The sequence below is a fragment of the Staphylococcus equorum genome (assembly GCF_001747895.1).
GTDB lineage: Bacteria > Bacillota > Bacilli > Staphylococcales > Staphylococcaceae > Staphylococcus > Staphylococcus equorum_A.
The window spans coordinates 135,266-153,247 of sequence record NZ_LNNB01000008.1; the positions used below are offsets into that span (position 1 = coordinate 135,266).

At 33.6% G+C, this 17,982-nt stretch carries 15 protein-coding genes; 13 read left to right on the forward strand and 2 right to left on the reverse strand.

The features are described 5' to 3' along the window. Position 1: 1 nt before the first annotated feature. Positions 2-673, reverse strand: a complete 672-nt coding sequence (gene queC, locus AST02_RS01820; protein ID WP_069815305.1) for a 7-cyano-7-deazaguanine synthase QueC — start codon at positions 671-673, stop codon at positions 2-4. 253 nt (positions 674-926) lie between these two features. Here queC and AST02_RS01825 point away from each other — a divergent pair, with 253 nt between their 5' ends. The 7 genes from AST02_RS01825 (at position 927) to ltaS (ending at position 8,141) form a co-directional block, all read left to right on the forward strand. Next, a complete protein-coding gene (locus AST02_RS01825) occupies positions 927-1,520 on the forward strand; it encodes an anthranilate synthase component II (protein WP_069815310.1) in 594 nt (197 codons plus the stop codon). Then, complete coding sequence (locus AST02_RS01830; protein WP_069815312.1) at positions 1,504-2,646, forward strand: chorismate-binding protein; 1,143 nt, start codon at positions 1,504-1,506, stop codon at positions 2,644-2,646. Before AST02_RS01825 ends, AST02_RS01830 begins: the two co-directional genes overlap by 17 nt. Continuing rightward, a complete protein-coding gene (locus AST02_RS01835) occupies positions 2,646-3,254 on the forward strand; it encodes an aminotransferase class IV (protein WP_069815313.1) in 609 nt (202 codons plus the stop codon). The genes AST02_RS01830 and AST02_RS01835 overlap by 1 nt, the downstream gene beginning before the upstream one ends. A gap of 236 nt (positions 3,255-3,490) precedes the next feature. Then, entirely contained in the window at positions 3,491-3,694 is a 204-nt protein-coding gene (locus tag AST02_RS01840; RefSeq protein WP_069815314.1) for a hypothetical protein, read from the forward strand. Positions 3,695-3,716: 22 nt separating this feature from the next. Next, the gene (gene pxpB, locus AST02_RS01845) at positions 3,717-4,424 is read left to right on the forward strand and encodes a 5-oxoprolinase subunit PxpB (RefSeq protein WP_069815315.1); all 708 of its coding nucleotides are present in this window, start codon (positions 3,717-3,719) and stop codon (positions 4,422-4,424) included. Next, positions 4,412-5,416 (forward strand): biotin-dependent carboxyltransferase family protein, encoded by a 1,005-nt coding sequence (locus AST02_RS01850; protein ID WP_069815316.1) that lies wholly within the window; start codon positions 4,412-4,414, stop codon positions 5,414-5,416. Before pxpB ends, AST02_RS01850 begins: the two co-directional genes overlap by 13 nt. A 781-nt stretch (positions 5,417-6,197) precedes the next feature. Beyond that, positions 6,198-8,141, forward strand: a complete 1,944-nt coding sequence (gene ltaS / locus AST02_RS01855) for a polyglycerol-phosphate lipoteichoic acid synthase LtaS (protein ID WP_069815319.1) — start codon at positions 6,198-6,200, stop codon at positions 8,139-8,141. A 191-nt stretch (positions 8,142-8,332) separates the two neighbouring features. On the opposite strand, the gene AST02_RS01860 is transcribed toward ltaS, so the two are convergent. Beyond that, positions 8,333-9,151, reverse strand: coding sequence for a ZIP family metal transporter (locus AST02_RS01860; protein WP_069815321.1), 819 nt, complete (start codon positions 9,149-9,151; stop codon positions 8,333-8,335). 128 nt (positions 9,152-9,279) lie between these two features. Between AST02_RS01860 and AST02_RS01865 the strand changes: the two genes are divergently transcribed. From AST02_RS01865 to AST02_RS01890, 6 genes are all read left to right on the forward strand, one after another. Next, entirely contained in the window at positions 9,280-11,163 is a 1,884-nt protein-coding gene (locus AST02_RS01865) for an ABC-F family ATP-binding cassette domain-containing protein (RefSeq protein WP_069815323.1), read from the forward strand. 13 nt (positions 11,164-11,176) lie between these two features. Further along, positions 11,177-12,955: a DNA helicase RecQ gene (gene recQ, locus AST02_RS01870; RefSeq protein ID WP_069815325.1), complete on the forward strand. Its 1,779-nt coding sequence runs from the start codon at positions 11,177-11,179 to the stop codon at positions 12,953-12,955. Positions 12,956-13,245: 290 nt separating this feature from the next. Then, positions 13,246-14,211, forward strand: a complete 966-nt coding sequence (locus AST02_RS01875; RefSeq protein ID WP_069815327.1) for an ABC transporter ATP-binding protein — start codon at positions 13,246-13,248, stop codon at positions 14,209-14,211. Then, positions 14,208-15,722, forward strand: a complete 1,515-nt coding sequence (locus AST02_RS01880; RefSeq protein ID WP_069815329.1) for an ABC transporter permease/substrate-binding protein — start codon at positions 14,208-14,210, stop codon at positions 15,720-15,722. The genes AST02_RS01875 and AST02_RS01880 overlap by 4 nt, the downstream gene beginning before the upstream one ends. Positions 15,723-15,916: 194 nt before the next feature. After that, positions 15,917-16,972, forward strand: a complete 1,056-nt coding sequence (gene hisC, locus AST02_RS01885; protein ID WP_069815331.1) for a histidinol-phosphate transaminase — start codon at positions 15,917-15,919, stop codon at positions 16,970-16,972. Between the two features lie 269 nt (positions 16,973-17,241). Beyond that, positions 17,242-17,790, forward strand: coding sequence for a 5' nucleotidase, NT5C type (locus tag AST02_RS01890; protein WP_069815333.1), 549 nt, complete (start codon positions 17,242-17,244; stop codon positions 17,788-17,790). Positions 17,791-17,982: the final 192 nt, after the last annotated feature.

Below are 17,982 nucleotides of genomic sequence, written 5' to 3' on the forward strand. Positions count from 1 at the left end.
GTTATTCAGCTCCTTTTTCTTTTAGATAAGCGTCTAAACCTCGTGCTCTTAATTCACAAGCAGGACATTCTCCACAACCTTCACCGACAATGCCATTGTAGCAAGTGAGCGTATTGTATCTAATATAGTCTAGTACGCCAAGTTCATCACTTAGTGCCCAAGTTTCTTTTTTATCTAACCACATTAATGGTGTGTGTATAACGAAATCTTTATCCATAGATAGCGATAAAGTAACATTCATTGATTTAATAAAACTATCTCTACAGTCAGGGTATCCAGAGAAATCAGTTTCACAAACGCCAGTAATAATATGTTTTGCATTTGTTTGATATGCGAGCGCACCTGCAAATGATAAGAATAAAAGATTTCTGGCCGGTACAAACGTATTTGGCACGCCGTCTTCGCCAACTTCAATATCCATATCATGCTGTGTTAATGCGTTTGGTGTAAGTTGAGAAAGTAAAGACATATCTAATATGTGATGTTTTACATTTTGTGCTTCAGCAATTTGCTTAGCTACTTTAATTTCTGTATCGTGTCTTTGACCATATTCAAATGTTACTAATTCGACATCGGCATAATGTTGCTTTGCCCAAAATAGGCAAGTTGTGCTATCTTGTCCTCCACTGAAAACGACGATGGCTTTATTACTGCTTAAAGATTGTTGCGTCATATATCTTGCACTCCTTAATAATGTCATACTAGCTTTTACTCAATTTCGCTATGACACCATAAAAAAACGCCTATCCTTATAAAAAAGATAGACGTTGTTTACGTGTCTAGTTTTTTATAGAGGGTGTCAGCTAGGAACCTCTTTATATTCATTTATACGGTGATAAGAATAATACATTTAAACTGTAAAATCAAGGTGAGATTTGGGATAATGAGTATAATAGATAGTGAAAGATACATAAAGAGGTGATGAAATGATACTAATCATTGATAATAAAGATTCATTTACATACAATATTGTAGACTATATTAAGCAAAGTTTCAGTGGATCAGTTAATGTGGTAGATGTTGAAGAAGTTTCTATTGAGCAGATTACGCAAACTTCTCCTGATGCTATCGTTATTTCTCCAGGACCAGGATCACCTGATGATTATCCTATATTAAATGAGGTTATAAAAGTTTTTTTAGAACAAATTCCAATTCTAGGTGTATGTCTAGGATTTCAACAATTAGTGACTTATTTTGGCGGAGATATTATAAAAGGTTATAAACCGATTCATGGTCACACAACTCAAATTCAACATGATAATAGTGGTATTTTTAAAGGTTTAGCCGATACATTTTATGTTATGCGATACCATTCTTTGATTGCTGATACTGAGACATTTCCAAAAACATTAAAAATTACAGCAACGAATCAAGAAGGTATCATTATGGCATGTGCACACCAAACATTACCTGTTTATGGTGTACAGTACCATCCTGAATCTATCCTGAGTGAATGTGGCATTGAACAAATAAAATTATTTATAGAAATCGTGGAGGGTGCTCATGCAAATACAATTTAATTATCGCTATTTATTAGACGAATCAGAATATGAAACCCACGAATACCAATTTACGCAGTGTAAAGATAAATCAATCGCATATCACTTAGACGAAGTAGGCAGTGTTATACAATTTGCAGAAATGCATCAACACCAAGGTGGTTATGTAGCATTGTATTTACCCTATGAAGCGGCACCTTTTTTTAATGAACAAATGGCTACAGTACAAATAAAGGATGAATATGTTTTTGCTGCTGCTTATGTTTTCGACAAAAAGGAAGATATAACATTAACTGACAAAAAAGAACAATACATACCAAAATGTGATTTTAAATTTCAATTAAATAAATCCCAATTAATCACCCATATTAAAGCAGTTCAATCCGCAATTATTGAAGGTAATACATATCAAGTGAATTATACGACACGTTTGACTGATGATATACATTATCCGATTGCTACATTATATGAAGTGTTACAGCGTCAAAATCATGGCTTTTATTCTGCTTTAATAGATACAGATGAAGTACAGTTAGCTTCACTTTCACCAGAATTATTTTTCCAACGTGGACCGTTTGAAAATCGGAACGATGTATTATTAAGTAAACCCATGAAAGGCACTATAGCTAGAGGGCATTCTGAAACGCAAGACCAGCAAAATTTACATACGTTAATGTATTCAGCTAAAGATAAAGCGGAAAATGTCATGATCGTGGACTTGTTACGAAATGATATTAGCCGTATTGCAGAGACAGGAACTGTAAAAGTCTATAAACCATTTCATATAGAACGCTACAGCACTGTATTTCAAATGACGTCGATGGTCACAGGGTCTTTACCTCAAGAGACTAAACTCATGCACATTTTAAAAGCATTATTTCCGTGCGGTTCTATTACAGGAGCACCAAAAATCAATACCATGAAATATATTAAAAAGTTAGAGCAAACTCCGAGAAATGGTTATTGTGGTACAGTTGCCTTGCTGTTGCCAGACGGAAAATCTATTTTCAATGTGCCTATTCGAACGATCCAATATATAGATGACCAAGCTATATATGGCGTAGGCGCAGGTATTACCATAGACTCTAATCCTGAAGATGAAGTGCAAGAATTTAAGGATAAAACAAAAATACTGGAGAGATTATAATGCAGTTATTTGAAACGATGCGTTTGGAAGAAGGTAAGTTTCCGCGCTTGCCTTATCACAAAAAACGAATAAAACAGTCTGCTGAGCAACTTAAATTTGACTTGGATGAAGCGAAATGGAATCAGTTAATTGAAATGTTAATGAATGACTATCCTAAAGGTGCGTATCGTATAAAAATATTATTAGATCAAGATGGATCACTAGATTATGTTGTTGCAGCATTATCTGATAAAAATAAATTTACAGCAAAATTACTACCTTTAGCAGATAATGTAAATAAACCCGAATTAATAAATAAAACAACCGATAGAAAACATTTATCACATAATCATCAGACTGACCTAGTGTTGTTATATGATTCTAATGGAAAATTATTAGAATTCGATATTGGAAATCTCATGATAAAAGAAGGTGGATGCTATTATACGCCTCTATATAATGAAGATTTCTTACGTGGCTGTATGAGACAATCACTTATAGATGATGGGAAAGTATCGCAAAAAAACTACAATATAAATGATTTTAAAGATAAAATATTGAAAAACCAGATACAGGTTTTTCTTATAAATAGTTTGCGAGAGGTTGCCGAGGTTGAAATTTATCTATAGAATATAGAAAGTATAAACATTGAGTTTGCCATGAATTCAGAGATGGTGAACATTATAGAAAACCGACAACGTGAAAATATGAGAGTTGTGACAAATTAGCCTTTGATTTGCATACGCATGATAAGGCGTATCATAGTATTAAATCCAGTGATACACAGGCAATCCTAATAGACTATAGACAAGGGTGCACTTAAATAATTACGTAATAAATTATAAACAGCGAGTGAGGCATAACGATGATATTGGTTTGGATACTGACAATGATTTTAATAACCTTGCTTTCAAAATGGTATGTAAACCGTTTGCTGAAAAAACAACAGATTTATATTGCAAGATTCGTAATTACAATCTCTTGCATGATTCAATTTGTAGTAGTCTATTTTCTAGTGAAAGCACTTGTGGGTTATTTGGTACAAGGATTAAATGTGTTTTATCGTTAGTAAGAATATAAGAGGTGAGCCTATGAAAATATATAGCCAGGGAGACCAAGCAATTGTAGTTTCTATTGAAAAAGAAGTCTCTAAGGATTTAACAGAAGATTTATTAGCATTAAAAACGTATTTATTAGAAAAAGACTATCCTTTTATAACCGAAATTGTACCTACTGAATCAGATATGATGATTTGTTATGATGCGCGAGATATGATCAAACACTACAATATTAAATCACCATTTTTATATATGAATGCATTAATGCAAACCGTGCAATTAGAGATTAAACACGAAGCGCAAGAGATTGAGCCAATGGAAATTCCAGTTATTTATGGTGGAGAATTTGGTCCTGATTTAGCGGCTTTATTAACGCATTACAAATTAGATTTTGAAAAATTTGTGAAGCTACATACTAAACATACGTATTTTGTCTCAATGATGGGTTTTACACCTGGATTTCCTTATCTTACCGGAATGGATAAGCGCCTGTTTGTTAATCACACAGGTGGCAAAAAAACGTTTATTCCAGCAGGTTCTGTCGTTATAGAAGGGAAAAAGACAGGTATTACTACAATAGATACCTATGGCGATTGGTTAGTCATTGGCTACACACCCATTCGCTTATTTGACCCAGAAGAAACTGATTTTACTAAGCTGAAATTAGGCGATAATGTTACATTTAACGCAATAACAGAAGAAACGCTGGATTTAGGAGGCTTCGAACCATGTCAATCATAATAGAAGGTGAAGGATTATTCTCAAGTTTCCAAGATTTTGGGCGTAAAGGCTATGAGCACAACGGCGTTATTCCTGGCGGCGCACTAGATCCGTTATCCCATGAAATAGCGAACAGACTCGTTGCAAATGATAAACGTGAAGCTACGTTAGAGATGACAAATAGAATGTCGAGCATTCGCTTTACTGAATCAACATTGATTGCATTAAGTGGTGGTAGTTTTAAAGCTAAAACAGAACATATGAAAGTATTACCAAATAAGTTGTACTTAATGGAAAAAGGGGACGTACTTGTATTTACAGAGACAAATCGCACATCTAGAGTATATTTAGCAATCGGTGGTGGTTTGGAATTAGATGAGTGGTTAGGTTCAACCTCAACTGACTTTAAAGTGAAAATTGGCGGTTTTCATGGACGTAAATTGCAAAAAGGTGACGAAATTAATATGAAACGTGACTATACTGAACGCCACCTTAAATTGTTTGAAAATCTAGAAGAAAAACATCAAACAGACTGGGGCATTGATGGTTACGCACTTTCCTTTAATTATATGTCAGATGTTTTTCATGTCATAAAAAATAAAGGGACAGAAGACTTTGAACAAGAAGCACTAAGTCACTTTACGCTTGGAGAATATAAAGTTACGAGTAAAGCGAATAGAGTCGGGATGTATGTAGAAGGACAACCCGTGAAGGCTTTTTATGAAGATATGCCAGCGCATCAATCTGTACAAATAGGCACGATACAAGTTAAAAGAGATGGCACACCGATTATTTTACTCAATGACCACTATACAATAGGTAGTTACCCACAAATTGGGACAATTGCGAGTTATCATTTAACTAAGCTGGGGCAAAAGCATCAAGGTACAAAATTAAAATTCCAGTTTATAGATATTGAAACTGCAGAAAAGAATTTAATTAAATATACAAATTGGTTAAACCAATTGTTTCATGGTATTGAATATAGAATGCAGTTAGAGATGTTGAAATAAAAAATAGAAGGTCTATGTATATTACTAATTAAAGGATAATATAATGGTTACTGATAAGCTGTAACGCCTCAAGATAATTATGTGAGGGTTACGGCTTTTTTTATAGCGCCGTATAGAGGTATAACTTTTAAGATTTTGTAATATGTTTTATAGAACGGTATTATTATTTCATAAAATATTAAAATAAAAATTCATTTCATATACGACTCTAGTCTGATTAATATAAAAATCAAACAGCGTATAATTAAAAAGCATATTATTTCTTAATGATATATTCACAGCCCATTAACAAGACTTTAACAAAACAAGAGCAAAACGTTAAATTACGTTTGAAAGTGTGTTTTTACTTGAAATTTGACCAGAATTGCTTTATATTTATACATTGAACTATATGCGTTTTGTTACGGAAACATTACAAAACGATAAAAATTGTGAAGATGACGTTAATCGATAAACGAAAACGTTTACGCAATTTACACTATATAGACAAATGAAAAGTTTCTAATTAGAATATAAAACTTAAAATTTTAAAACTATAACTTTAGTTCACAATTGAACAAGCTAATAAAATTCTAGTGTATAGAAATTTAAATTACATACACAGCTGTTTAGGATTTTAAAGAACATAAACCTAAAGAAGATAACTTTTGCCAATAACGACCTTTGTATAGTTAGGGATACTAATATCGCTAACAACATATGATCACAGTAACTTTGCCATTTTTTTACTAGGTATGGATTATTTTCCAACCTATATTAATCTATATCGGGGGAAACAAACATGAGTCTACACAAAAAGAAATTAACTCTTTTTGCGTTTTTTATTCTGACCGTGCTCACTGTCGCATTTAAAACGTATTTTTCATATTATGTTGATTTTTCTTTAGGTGTTAAAGGGTTAGTACAAAACCTAATCCTATTAATGAATCCATACAGTTTAATCGCTTTAGTATTAAGTATTTTCTTATTCTTTAAAGGAAAGAAAGCATTCTGGTTTATCTTTATTGGTGGCTTTATTTTAACTTTCCTACTATACGCGAACGTTGTTTACTTCAGATTCTTCTCTGATTTCATAACGTTTAGTACATTGAACCAAGTTGGAAATGTTGAATCAATGGGCGGCGCAGTGACAGCTTCATTCAAATGGTATGACTTTGTATACTTTATTGATACAATCATTTACCTTTTTATCTTGATATTTAAACAAAAATGGTTAGATAAACGTGTATTCAGTAAAAAGTTTGTGCCAGTAGTAATGGCAGCTGCAATTGCGTTATTCTTCCTGAATCTAGCTTTTGCAGAATCAGATCGTCCTGAATTATTAACACGTACATTCGATCACAAATATTTAGTTAAATATTTAGGACCATATAATTTCACTGTCTATGATGGTGTGAAAACAATTCAAAACAATCAGCAAAAAGCTTTAGCAAATGAAGATGATTTAACTAAAGTGTTAAATTATTCGAAGCAAAAACGCGTTGAACCAAATCAAGAGTATTTTGGCGCAGGTAAAAAGAAAAATGTTATTAAAATACACTTAGAAAGTTTCCAAACTTTCTTAATTGATAAAAAAGTAAATGGCGAAGAAGTAACACCATTCTTAAATAAATTATCATCAGGGAATGCAGGTTATAGATATTATCCAAACTTCTTCCATCAAACGGGTCAAGGTAAAACATCAGACTCAGAGTTTACAATGGATAATAGCTTATTCGGTTTACCACAAGGTTCAGCCTTTTCGTTGAAAGGTGATAACACTTACCAATCATTGCCAGCAATTCTTGATCAAAAACAAGGTTATACATCTAATGTAATGCATGGTGATTACAAAACATTCTGGAACCGTGACCAAGTTTATAGACACTTTGGTATAGATAAATTCTATGATGCGACATATTATGATATGTCTGAAGAAAATCTAGAGAATCTAGGTCTTAAAGATAAAGAATTCTTTGAAGAATCAGCAGATTACTTAGCTAAAGAAAAAGAACCATTCTACAGTCATTTAATTACATTAACAAACCATTATCCATTCACTGTATCACCAGAGGATGCAACAATAGAATCACCAAATACTGGAGATTCAACGGTAGATGGCTATGTTCAAACAGCTAGATATTTAGATGAATCACTAGAAGAATTTGTTAATGAATTGAAGAAAAAAGGTATTTATGATGATTCTGTTATAATGATTTACGGTGACCACTATGGTATTTCTGAAAACCATAATAAAGCTATGGAAAAATTATTAGGTGAAGAAATTACACCAGCTAAATTTACTGACTTAAACCGTACTGGTTTCTGGTTGAAAATACCAGGTAAAGAAGGCACAGTAGATGAAACTTACGCTGGTCAAGCAGACGTTATGCCTACACTGCTTCATTTAATGGGTATTGATACTAAGAATTACCTAATGATGGGAACAGACATGTTATCGAAAGATCATAACGACACAGTGCCATTCAGAAATGGTGACTTTATAACGAAAGATTATAAATATGTTAATGGTAGAATTTATAATAATAAAAACAATGAACCAGTAACAAAAAAACCTGAAGATTTCGAGAAACGTAAACAACAGGCTGAAAAAGATCTACAAATGAGTGATGATTTGATTAATGGTGACTTATTGAGATTCTATGACAATCCAGATTTCGAAAAAGTGAAACCTTCTGAGTACGAATATAAGCCTGGCCCAAAAGCAAAAGAGCAAAAAAAATAGATGAATTACAGAGCCAACATACCTAATCTAGGTGTGTTGGCTCTTTTTTAAAATTTACTTTAGATGAATTCGCGTATATATGTATATAAAAAAAGACATAACAATAGCTATGAGGCTTTTTCAAACGTTCATAGCTATTGTTTACTTATTTGGTTTATGTCTAAACCATTTTTAATACTAAATTTACGTCCTTATCCAAGTGCGACATCAAGTATCATCATGATTGTGAATCCTAACATTAGACTTAACGTTGCAAGGTCTGTATTGTTACTTGCCTGAGAATCTGGTATAAGTTCTTCAACCACAACGAATATCATCGCACCTGCAGCAAATGCTAAAGCATATGGCAACATAGGGGTGATCATTATCACGGCAGCAGCGCCGACTACAGCAAATATAGGCTCGACGATGGCTGATGCTTGTCCATAATTAAAAGCTTTCCATCTTGATGCACCTGCAGCGCGTATTGGCATTGATAGCGCTGCACCTTCAGGAATATTTTGTATTCCGATACCGATGGCTAATCCAACAGCGCCTAAAAATGTTGCTTGACCATTACCAGAAACAATACCACCAAAAGCTACACCTATAGAAAGGCCTTCGGGAATATTGTGTAACGTAATTGCCAATACAAGTAATGTATTTTTGTTGAGTTTTTTAGTACCCACACCTTCATGAAATTGTTTGGTGTCTTTGGTATTTGGATGTATATGAGGAATAACTAAATCTAATGCACGAATAAATAATCCACCCAATAAAAAACCAATAGCAGCTGGCAACCATGGGAATGCTGTGCCTTCACCATAAGCAATGGCTGGTTGTAATAATGACCAAAAACTTGCAGCGATCATAATACCCGCAGCAAAACCTTGCATTGAGTTTAGTAACTTATCGTTTACTCTTTTGAAAATAAATACCGATGCTGCTCCTAATGCAGTAAGTAGCCATGTGATAAGGCCAGCTATTAATGCTTGGATGTAAGGAGGTAAGTTTTGGAAAAATTCCGACATAAGCTTTGCTCCTTTGTATCATTTGAGTTCAAAAAGGTGTATAATATATAGAACTGAAATTAAGTTTAACAGATATAATTACTATTTTCGATATTTAAAAATTTCGATATTAAAAAGGATGTAGAATGATGGAAGCATACAAAATTGAACATTTAAATAAGTCATATGCTGATAAGACTATTTTCGATGATTTACATCTCTCTATTTCTGAAGGAGAAAAAATAGGACTCGTTGGTATAAATGGGACTGGCAAGAGTACTTTATTAAAAGTAATGGCAGGACTAGACGAAGATTATGATGCGGAAATATCGCATCCCAATGCATATCGCGTCCGTTATTCTTCTCAAAAACAAGATTTTGATCGAAACATGTCTGTTTTTGAAGCAGTATTGACCTCAGAAACTAAAACACTTCAAGTTATACGTGCATATGAGTCTGCACTGAATCAATATAGTACGACCCAGAGTGAGTCAGATTTACAAAAAATGATGCAAGCACAAGATGCGATGGATGCGAATCAAGCATGGGACTATAGTGCAGAAATCAAGACGATACTTTCTAAATTAGGTATTCATGATACGACAAAAGAAGTAAGTGAACTTTCAGGCGGTCAACAAAAAAGAGTGGGTCTTGCGAAGACACTTATTGAACAACCTGACTTATTACTTCTAGATGAGCCTACCAACCACTTAGATTTTGAATCTATCAATTGGTTAATCAATTATGTGAAACAATATCCACACACTGTATTATTTGTAACGCATGATCGCTATTTCTTAAATGAAGTATCCTCACGAATTATCGAATTAGATCGTGGAAAATTACGCACTTATTCTGGTAATTATGAAGCTTATATTGCACAACGTGCGGAAAATGAAATCATCGAACAAAAACAACAATCGAAGCAACAGTCATTATATAAAAAAGAACTTGCTTGGATGCGTGCGGGTGTAAAAGCACGAACTACAAAACAACAAGCACGTAAAAATAGATTTAGCGATTTAGAACAAGATGTCAAAAATCAACATCAACAAGATAAAGCATCTTTAAATCTTGCTTATTCAAGATTAGGTAAACAAGTTTTCGAATTCGATGCTTTAACTAAACGCATCAATGGGAAAACGCTGTTCGAAGATATCACTCAAATTATTCAAAGTGGTCAGCAAATTGGTATTGTTGGTCCTAATGGTGCTGGTAAAACAACATTGTTAAATATATTGAGTGGAGAAGATCAAGCTTTCGAAGGTAATCTGAAAATAGGGCAGACTGTAAAAGTTGCTTACTTTAAACAAAGTGAAGAGCGATTAGATCGTGATGTCAGAATGATTGATTATTTAAGAGAAGAAAGTGAAGTAGCAAAAGAAAAAGATGGTACGTCAGTTTCAATTACACAACTACTTGAACGCTTTTTATTCCCAAGTTCCACACATGGTAAAAAAATATATAAATTATCAGGTGGCGAACAAAAAAGGTTATATCTGTTGAGATTATTGGTCCATCAACCGAATGTCTTATTATTAGATGAACCCACAAACGACTTAGATACTGAAACGCTAACAATACTTGAAGATTATATTGAGACATTTGGTGGTGCGGTAATTACAGTAAGTCATGATAGATACTTCTTAAATAAAGTAGCCCAAGAATATTGGTATATTCACGATGGAAAAATGGAACGTATCATAGGAACGTTTGAAGATTATGAAGCATATAAAAAAGAACAAGATAAAGCTCAAGCACAACAAAAGCAACAGAAACAACAAGCGCATGTAAAACAAAATGCGAACAAGAAAAAAGGGCTCTCTTTTAAAGAAAAGCAAGAATATGAAACGATTATTGAACGTATTGAAACTACTGAGCAAAGATTAGAAATCATCGATGAAGAAATGGTTGCAGCAAGTTCAGATTATGCTAAAATCAAAGAATTAAATGAAGAACAACGACGTCTTAATCAGACGTACGAAGATGATATGGCAAGATGGAGCGAACTAGAAGAACTAAAAGAACAATGAGGGATTGTTAAACATGGAATCAACATTATCGCATTATTTTGGCTACGATACATTTCGTCCAGGTCAAAAAGAAATTATAACAAAAGTAATGAATCATCAAAATGCGCTAGGTGTATTACCTACTGGCGGGGGAAAATCAATTTGTTATCAAGTGCCGGGATTAATGTTGGGCGGTACGACGATTGTTATCAGTCCATTAATTTCGCTAATGAAAGACCAAGTTGATCAATTAAAGGCCATGGGTATACGCGCGGCGTACTTAAACAGTAGTTTAACTCAGAAACAACAAAAAGAAATAGAGGCACAACTTAGAAAAGGTGAAATTCAATTTCTATATGTGGCGCCTGAACGTTTCGATAATGCTTATTTTGTTCAAATGGTGCAACAATTAAATATACCGCTAGTTGCTTTTGATGAAGCACACTGTATTTCTAAATGGGGCCACGATTTTAGACCGAGTTATCGAGATGTGATTCATAAGGTATTTGCATTACCACAAGATTTTACAATTGTGGCACTTACTGCAACTGCGACAATTGAAGTTCAAAAAGACATTATGGATCGCTTGAACATTAATAAAAACGACGAGATTAAAACAAGTACAAAACGTCGAAATCTAATCTTTCAGGTCAATCCTACATATCAACGACAAAAATTTGTGTTGGAATATGTTAAAAAATATCAAAAAGAATCCGGCATTATTTATTGTTCAACACGAAAACAAGTTGAAGAATTACAAGAAGCATTAGCGATTAATGATGTTAAGAGTACAGCCTATCATGGTGGACTATCGAACAAAGAACGTGAAGCTGCCCAAAATGATTTTGTTTACGATCGAGTACGCGTAGTTGTAGCTACGAATGCTTTTGGTATGGGTATCGATAAGTCCAATGTGAGATTTGTTATTCATTATAATATGCCTGGCGATTTAGAATCGTACTATCAAGAAGCGGGGCGTGCAGGTCGTGATGGTTTAAATAGTGATTGTATTTTATTATTTAGTGAACGTGACATTGGCTTACATCAGTATTTTATATCTTCGTCGAAAGCAGATGATGATTATAAAGATAAGATGGGCGAAAAATTAAATAAGATGATACTTTATACAAAAACTAAAAAGTGTTTAGAAGCAACGCTCGTACATTATTTTGAGCCGAATGAAAAGCTTGAAGAATGTGAACAGTGTAGTAATTGTGTAAGAGAAAATAAAACGTATGATATGACTCATGAAGCAAAAATGATTGTGAGTTGTATCGCACGTATGAAACAAAAAGAAAGCTATAGCGTCATTATACAAGTATTAAGAGGCGAAGAATCTGATTATATTCGCTACTGTGATTATAATGAATTGTCAACACATGGTATTATGAAAAACTATACTACATCAGATTTAAGTCATCTTATTGATGAATTGAGATTTAAAGGCTTTTTAAATGAGTATGATGAAATATTAACTTGTGATAACTCCGTGAAAAGTTTATTGAGTGATCAGGTCGCTATATTTACGACACCATTTAAACGCAAAACTACAGAAAAAGTTAATATCAATACCGTAGAAGGTGTGGATCGTGCATTATTTGATGAACTTATAGCTGTACGCAAACAGCTAAGTGAGGACTTGAGCATTCCACCAGTAAGTATATTCTCTGATTTTACACTAGAAGAATTTGCTAAAAGAAAGCCAGAATCAAAACAAGATATGATTTTAATTGATGGCGTAGGTAGTTACAAATTAAAACATTACTGTCCAATGTTTTTAGAAACCATTCAATCATATAAAGCAAAGATATAATTAACTTAAGTTTTGTATCTCCACATAACTTTCTGCTTTAAATAAATATAACCATAACTGCGAAGTTAAATTTCAAATTTTAATATACTATGTAACACAAAGATTATAGGTATATTTTAGATTTGAGTTAACTTCGCTTTTTTGTAATAACAAGATTTTATTGGAGTAAAACAAAACTTTTGAAAATTGCTTGATAAATACATGAATTATATGGAAATAGGGAATAATTGTGGTAAATGTGAATTTAAGCTAATTTTAAAAATAGAGGACAGTAAAGTGAAGGTGACAAAGTGATAGAATTTAAAAATGTAGTAAAAAAATATGGAGATAAAACTGCAGTCGATGACATCAGTTTTAATATAAAAAAAGGCGAATTTTTTGTGTTAATTGGGCCTTCAGGTTGTGGCAAAACAACGACCTTAAAAATGGTCAATCGCTTAATTTCTTTATCTGAAGGGTATATTTATTTTAATGATAAACCAATTAGTGATTATTCTATTTATGAAATGCGTTGGGATATTGGTTATGTACTGCAACAAATCGCACTTTTCCCACATATGACAATCAAAGAGAATATTGCACAAGTGCCACAAATGAAAAAATGGAAAGAAAAAGATATTAACCAACGTGTGGATGAATTATTGGATATGGTCGGTTTAGAACCTGAATTATATAAAAATCGTAAACCAGATGAGTTGTCAGGGGGACAGCAGCAACGTGTAGGCGTGGTGCGTGCATTAGCCGCCGATCCACCAGTGATATTAATGGATGAGCCATACAGTGCGCTAGATCCGATTAGTCGTGAAAAGTTACAAGATGATTTGATTGAATTACAACAAAAAATTAAAAAGACGATTATTTTTGTAACGCATGATATTCAAGAAGCAATGAAACTTGGCGATCGTATATGTTTATTAAATGAGGGGCGAGTTGAACAAATTGATACACCAGAAGGTTTTATTAAAAATCCTAAAAATGACTTTGTGAAGCAGTTTATGGGAGATAAAGTAAAACGTACGGTTAATGATATGAAATTATCTGAACTGGTTAGTAATTTACCGGGCAATAAATTAGAGACGCCTCATGAAAGTTATCCTGTCCTTCAAAGTGATTATTTTGTACGTGATATTTATGAGCATTTAATTGACCATGAAGGCATTATTGTCGATGATGAAGCAGCTTCGACACAACATGTGCTAAAACGAGAAGATATATTTAAAGTTTTGTCAGAAGGCAAAGGAGGTCATAATGAATGAATGAATTCATTAACACTCTTGTAGAGCGCAAAGGTCAATTATTAACAACTATTTTCGAACATATGCAAATATCTTTTATTGCTTTATTAATAGCGACACTAATTGGCGTTCCCTTAGGCATTCTACTTACAAAAACACGTAAACTTTCTGAAGTAGTGATGAATATTGCAGCTATACTTCAAACGATACCATCACTTGCATTACTCGGTTTGATGATACCACTATTTGGTATAGGTAAGGTGCCTGCAGTGATTGCTTTAGTGGTCTATGCATTATTACCTATTTTAAGAAATACATACACGGGTATTAACGAAGTTGATGCTTCGTTAATAGAAGCAGCAAAAGGTATAGGTATGAAACCAGGACGCCGTTTGAGTAAAGTAGAATTGCCAATTGCGATGCCGGTAATTATGGCGGGTATTCGCACAGCTATGGTATTAATCATTGGTACGGCAACATTGGCAGCTTTAATTGGTGCAGGTGGTTTAGGTGACCTGATATTATTAGGTATCGATAGAAATGATACGTCATTAATACTTATTGGTGCCATTCCAGCGGCCTTGCTCGCAATTTTATTTGATTTAGCCTTACGCTTTATGCAAAAAATGTCATACAAAAAATTACTGATTGCATTAGGTGCCATCGTACTGATCTTATTATTGTTTATAGTCGGTCCGATGTTAGCACAAAAAGGAGATAAAGTGACCTTAGCAGGTAAGCTTGGTTCAGAGCCTTCAGTGATTACCAATATGTATAAGATTTTAATTGAAGAAGAAACGGATCATACTGTTGAAGTTGAAGATGGATTGGGTAAAACAGCTTTCTTATTTAACGCCCTAAAATCAGATGATATAGATGGTTATCTTGAGTTTACAGGGACAGTGCTCGGTGAAATAACGAAAGAAGATTTAAAGTCTAAGCAAGAAGACAAAGTATATGAACAAGCTAAATCGAGTTTAGAAAATAAATTTGATATGACGATGTTAAAACCAATGGAATACAATAATACGTATGCCTTAGCAGTGAAAAGAGACTTTGCAGAAGAGCATGATATTAAAACAATTGGTGATTTAAATAAAGTCAGTGGCAAAATCAAGCCTGGATTTACATTAGAATTTAATGATCGTGAAGATGGCTATCCAGCTGTGAAAAAAGCATATGACCTTGATTTGGGAGACGTCAAAACGATGGAACCCAAATTACGTTATCAAGCAATTGAAAGTGGCGATATCAATTTAATAGATGCGTATTCAACAGATGCAGAATTAAAACAATATGATATGGTCGTTCTAGAGGATGATAAAGATGTCTTTCCCCCATATCAAGGTGCGCCTATGTTTAAAGCATCTTATTTAGAAGAACATCCTGAAATTAAAGCACCGCTAAATAAATTAGCAGGTAAAATTTCAGATGAAGAAATGCAACAAATGAACTACGATGTGACTGTGAAGAAAGAAGACCCATATGAAGTTGCAAAAGCATATCTAGAAAAGCATCATTTAATAGATTAAACATTAACTCTTTTATTACGGGTTCGGATGATGAGCGATAGGAATAACACGCGCTTAATTTATCTGAACTCGTTTTTTTACTGTTTACAAATCAAACTGTTTGATGAGGACACATTGATTTTAAGCTATTATTGGGTTTATAATAGTTATTAAGTTTTGAAATTTCTGTAAATTTAAGGAGGCCCGAAGCAACAATGAAAAAGCAAATTGAACAATTATCAGCATATGAACCAGGTTTATCGCCTAGAGCATTGAAAGAAAGTTACGGGATTGAAGGTGAATTATATAAATTAGCTTCAAATGAAAATTTATATGGTCCATCACCAAAAGTTAACGAGGCGATTCAAGCACATTTAGATGAATTGCAATTTTATCCTGAGACCGGTTCTCCATTAATCAAAGAAGCAATCAGTAACCACTTAAATGTTGATGCATCACGCATTTTATTCGGGGCAGGCCTAGACGAAGTCATTTTAATGATTTCACGTGCGGTACTCACTCCTGGAGATAAAATAGTAACAAGCGAAATGACATTTGGACAATATTATCATAATGCAACCGTAGAAGCTGCAAATGTAGCTCAAGTACCTATGCAAGATGGATGTTTTGATTTAGAAGGTATTTTAGCAGAGATTGACGATGATACGAAACTCGTATGGTTATGTAATCCAAATAATCCCACAGGCACTTATTTTACGCATGAAGAATTACAACACTTCTTAACACGAGTTCCAAGTCATGTTCCAGTAATTATAGATGAAGCGTATGTGGAATTTGTAACGGCGGAAGATTTCCCTGATACATTAGCTTTACAAGAACAATTTACAAATGCGTTTTTATTACGTACATTCTCTAAAGCCTATGGTTTAGCAGGCATGCGTATTGGTTATGTAGTTGCAGCTAAAGAAGCGATTGAAAAATGGAATATTATACGTCCGCCTTTTAATGTAGGACGTTTATCTGAATATGCAGCGTTGGCAGCATTAGAAGATCAAGCATACTTAGCATCTATTCGCGAACGTAACGCGCAAGAGAGAGCCAAATTCTTTGAATTAGCTGTAAGTGATAAATTTTATCCAAGCCAAACAAACTTTGTCTATATCAATACAGACAAACCACATGATTTATATGAAGCATTTTTAAATGTTGGCTGTATTACAAGAGAATTTCCTAAAGGTATTCGAGTGACAATTGGCTTTCCAGAGCAAAATGATAAAATGATCGAAGTACTTAAAAGTTTTGACTTTTAATCATAATGAATGATGTTGACGTTCAACGATACTAAAATGTGTATGGAATTTTAAATATAATAACACGATTCATTAAAGTGCTATGAAGTATGATGTAGATAGCATTAAACATGATTTGAATTATATTTATAAGTACAATTTTGGTTTAGTTGAACGTTATTTGCTATACTTAGAAGTGAAAATAGGAGTTATATGTAGTCACTTGTCACATAGAATTTTGCCTATATATAATAAAGATTGAAGCTATTGAAAAGGGAGTAGAGTAGTAGATGACGAGAAAATCGATTGCTATTGATATGGATGAGGTACTTGCTGATACAGTAGGTGCATTGCTTGAAGACGTGAATAAACGTACGGATTTAGGAATTACATATGAAATGTTAGACGGAATAAAATTGAGACATGCAATGCCTGAGCATGATGGTCTACTAACAGAAATTTTAAGGGAACCTGGCTTTTTCAGAAGATTACAAGTTATGGATGATGCACAAGATGTCGTTAAAAAACTAACTGAACATTATGATGTATATATTGCAACGGCGGCAATGGATGTACCGACTTCATTCCATGATAAATATGATTGGTTAAGACACTTCTTCCCATTTTTAGACCCTCAGCATTTTGTATTTTGTGGTCGAAAAGACATTGTTAAAGCGGATTATTTAATCGATGATAACCCTAGACAGTTAAGCATCTTTACTGGTACACCGATTATATATACTGCAACGCACAATATCAACGATGACAGATTTGATCGTGTGAATAATTGGAAAGATGTTGAAAATTATTTCCTAGGAGATAGTGAGTACAACATTTAATCTTTCAAGTGTTTGGGATATGAGTTTGAGATACAAATAAATAACCACAATATTCTTGTTTAAAAAGAAGAGCATGGGACATAAATATCCCATTCTCAAATTAAAAGCAGCAATCCATTAGAAACTAATAGATTGATGCTTTTCTATTTGACATCGTATGCTTGCCTGGGGTAAGGGAGTGGGACAGAAATC

Coding starts and splice junctions, on each gene's coding strand:
- hisC (WP_069815331.1), top strand. CDS start 15,917: ATGAAAAAGCAAATTGAACAATTATCAGCATATGAACCAGGTTTATCG.
- AST02_RS01880 (WP_069815329.1), top strand. CDS start 14,208: ATGAATGAATTCATTAACACTCTTGTAGAGCGCAAAGGTCAATTATTA.
- pxpB (WP_069815315.1), top strand. CDS start 3,717: ATGAAAATATATAGCCAGGGAGACCAAGCAATTGTAGTTTCTATTGAA.
- AST02_RS01865 (WP_069815323.1), top strand. CDS start 9,280: ATGGAAGCATACAAAATTGAACATTTAAATAAGTCATATGCTGATAAG.
- ltaS (WP_069815319.1), top strand. CDS start 6,198: ATGAGTCTACACAAAAAGAAATTAACTCTTTTTGCGTTTTTTATTCTG.
- recQ (WP_069815325.1), top strand. CDS start 11,177: ATGGAATCAACATTATCGCATTATTTTGGCTACGATACATTTCGTCCA.
- AST02_RS01840 (WP_069815314.1), top strand. CDS start 3,491: ATGATATTGGTTTGGATACTGACAATGATTTTAATAACCTTGCTTTCA.
- AST02_RS01860 (WP_069815321.1), bottom strand. CDS start 9,151: ATGTCGGAATTTTTCCAAAACTTACCTCCTTACATCCAAGCATTAATA.
- AST02_RS01835 (WP_069815313.1), top strand. CDS start 2,646: ATGCAGTTATTTGAAACGATGCGTTTGGAAGAAGGTAAGTTTCCGCGC.
- AST02_RS01850 (WP_069815316.1), top strand. CDS start 4,412: ATGTCAATCATAATAGAAGGTGAAGGATTATTCTCAAGTTTCCAAGAT.
- queC (WP_069815305.1), bottom strand. CDS start 673: ATGACGCAACAATCTTTAAGCAGTAATAAAGCCATCGTCGTTTTCAGT.
- AST02_RS01890 (WP_069815333.1), top strand. CDS start 17,242: ATGACGAGAAAATCGATTGCTATTGATATGGATGAGGTACTTGCTGAT.
- AST02_RS01830 (WP_069815312.1), top strand. CDS start 1,504: ATGCAAATACAATTTAATTATCGCTATTTATTAGACGAATCAGAATAT.
- AST02_RS01825 (WP_069815310.1), top strand. CDS start 927: ATGATACTAATCATTGATAATAAAGATTCATTTACATACAATATTGTA.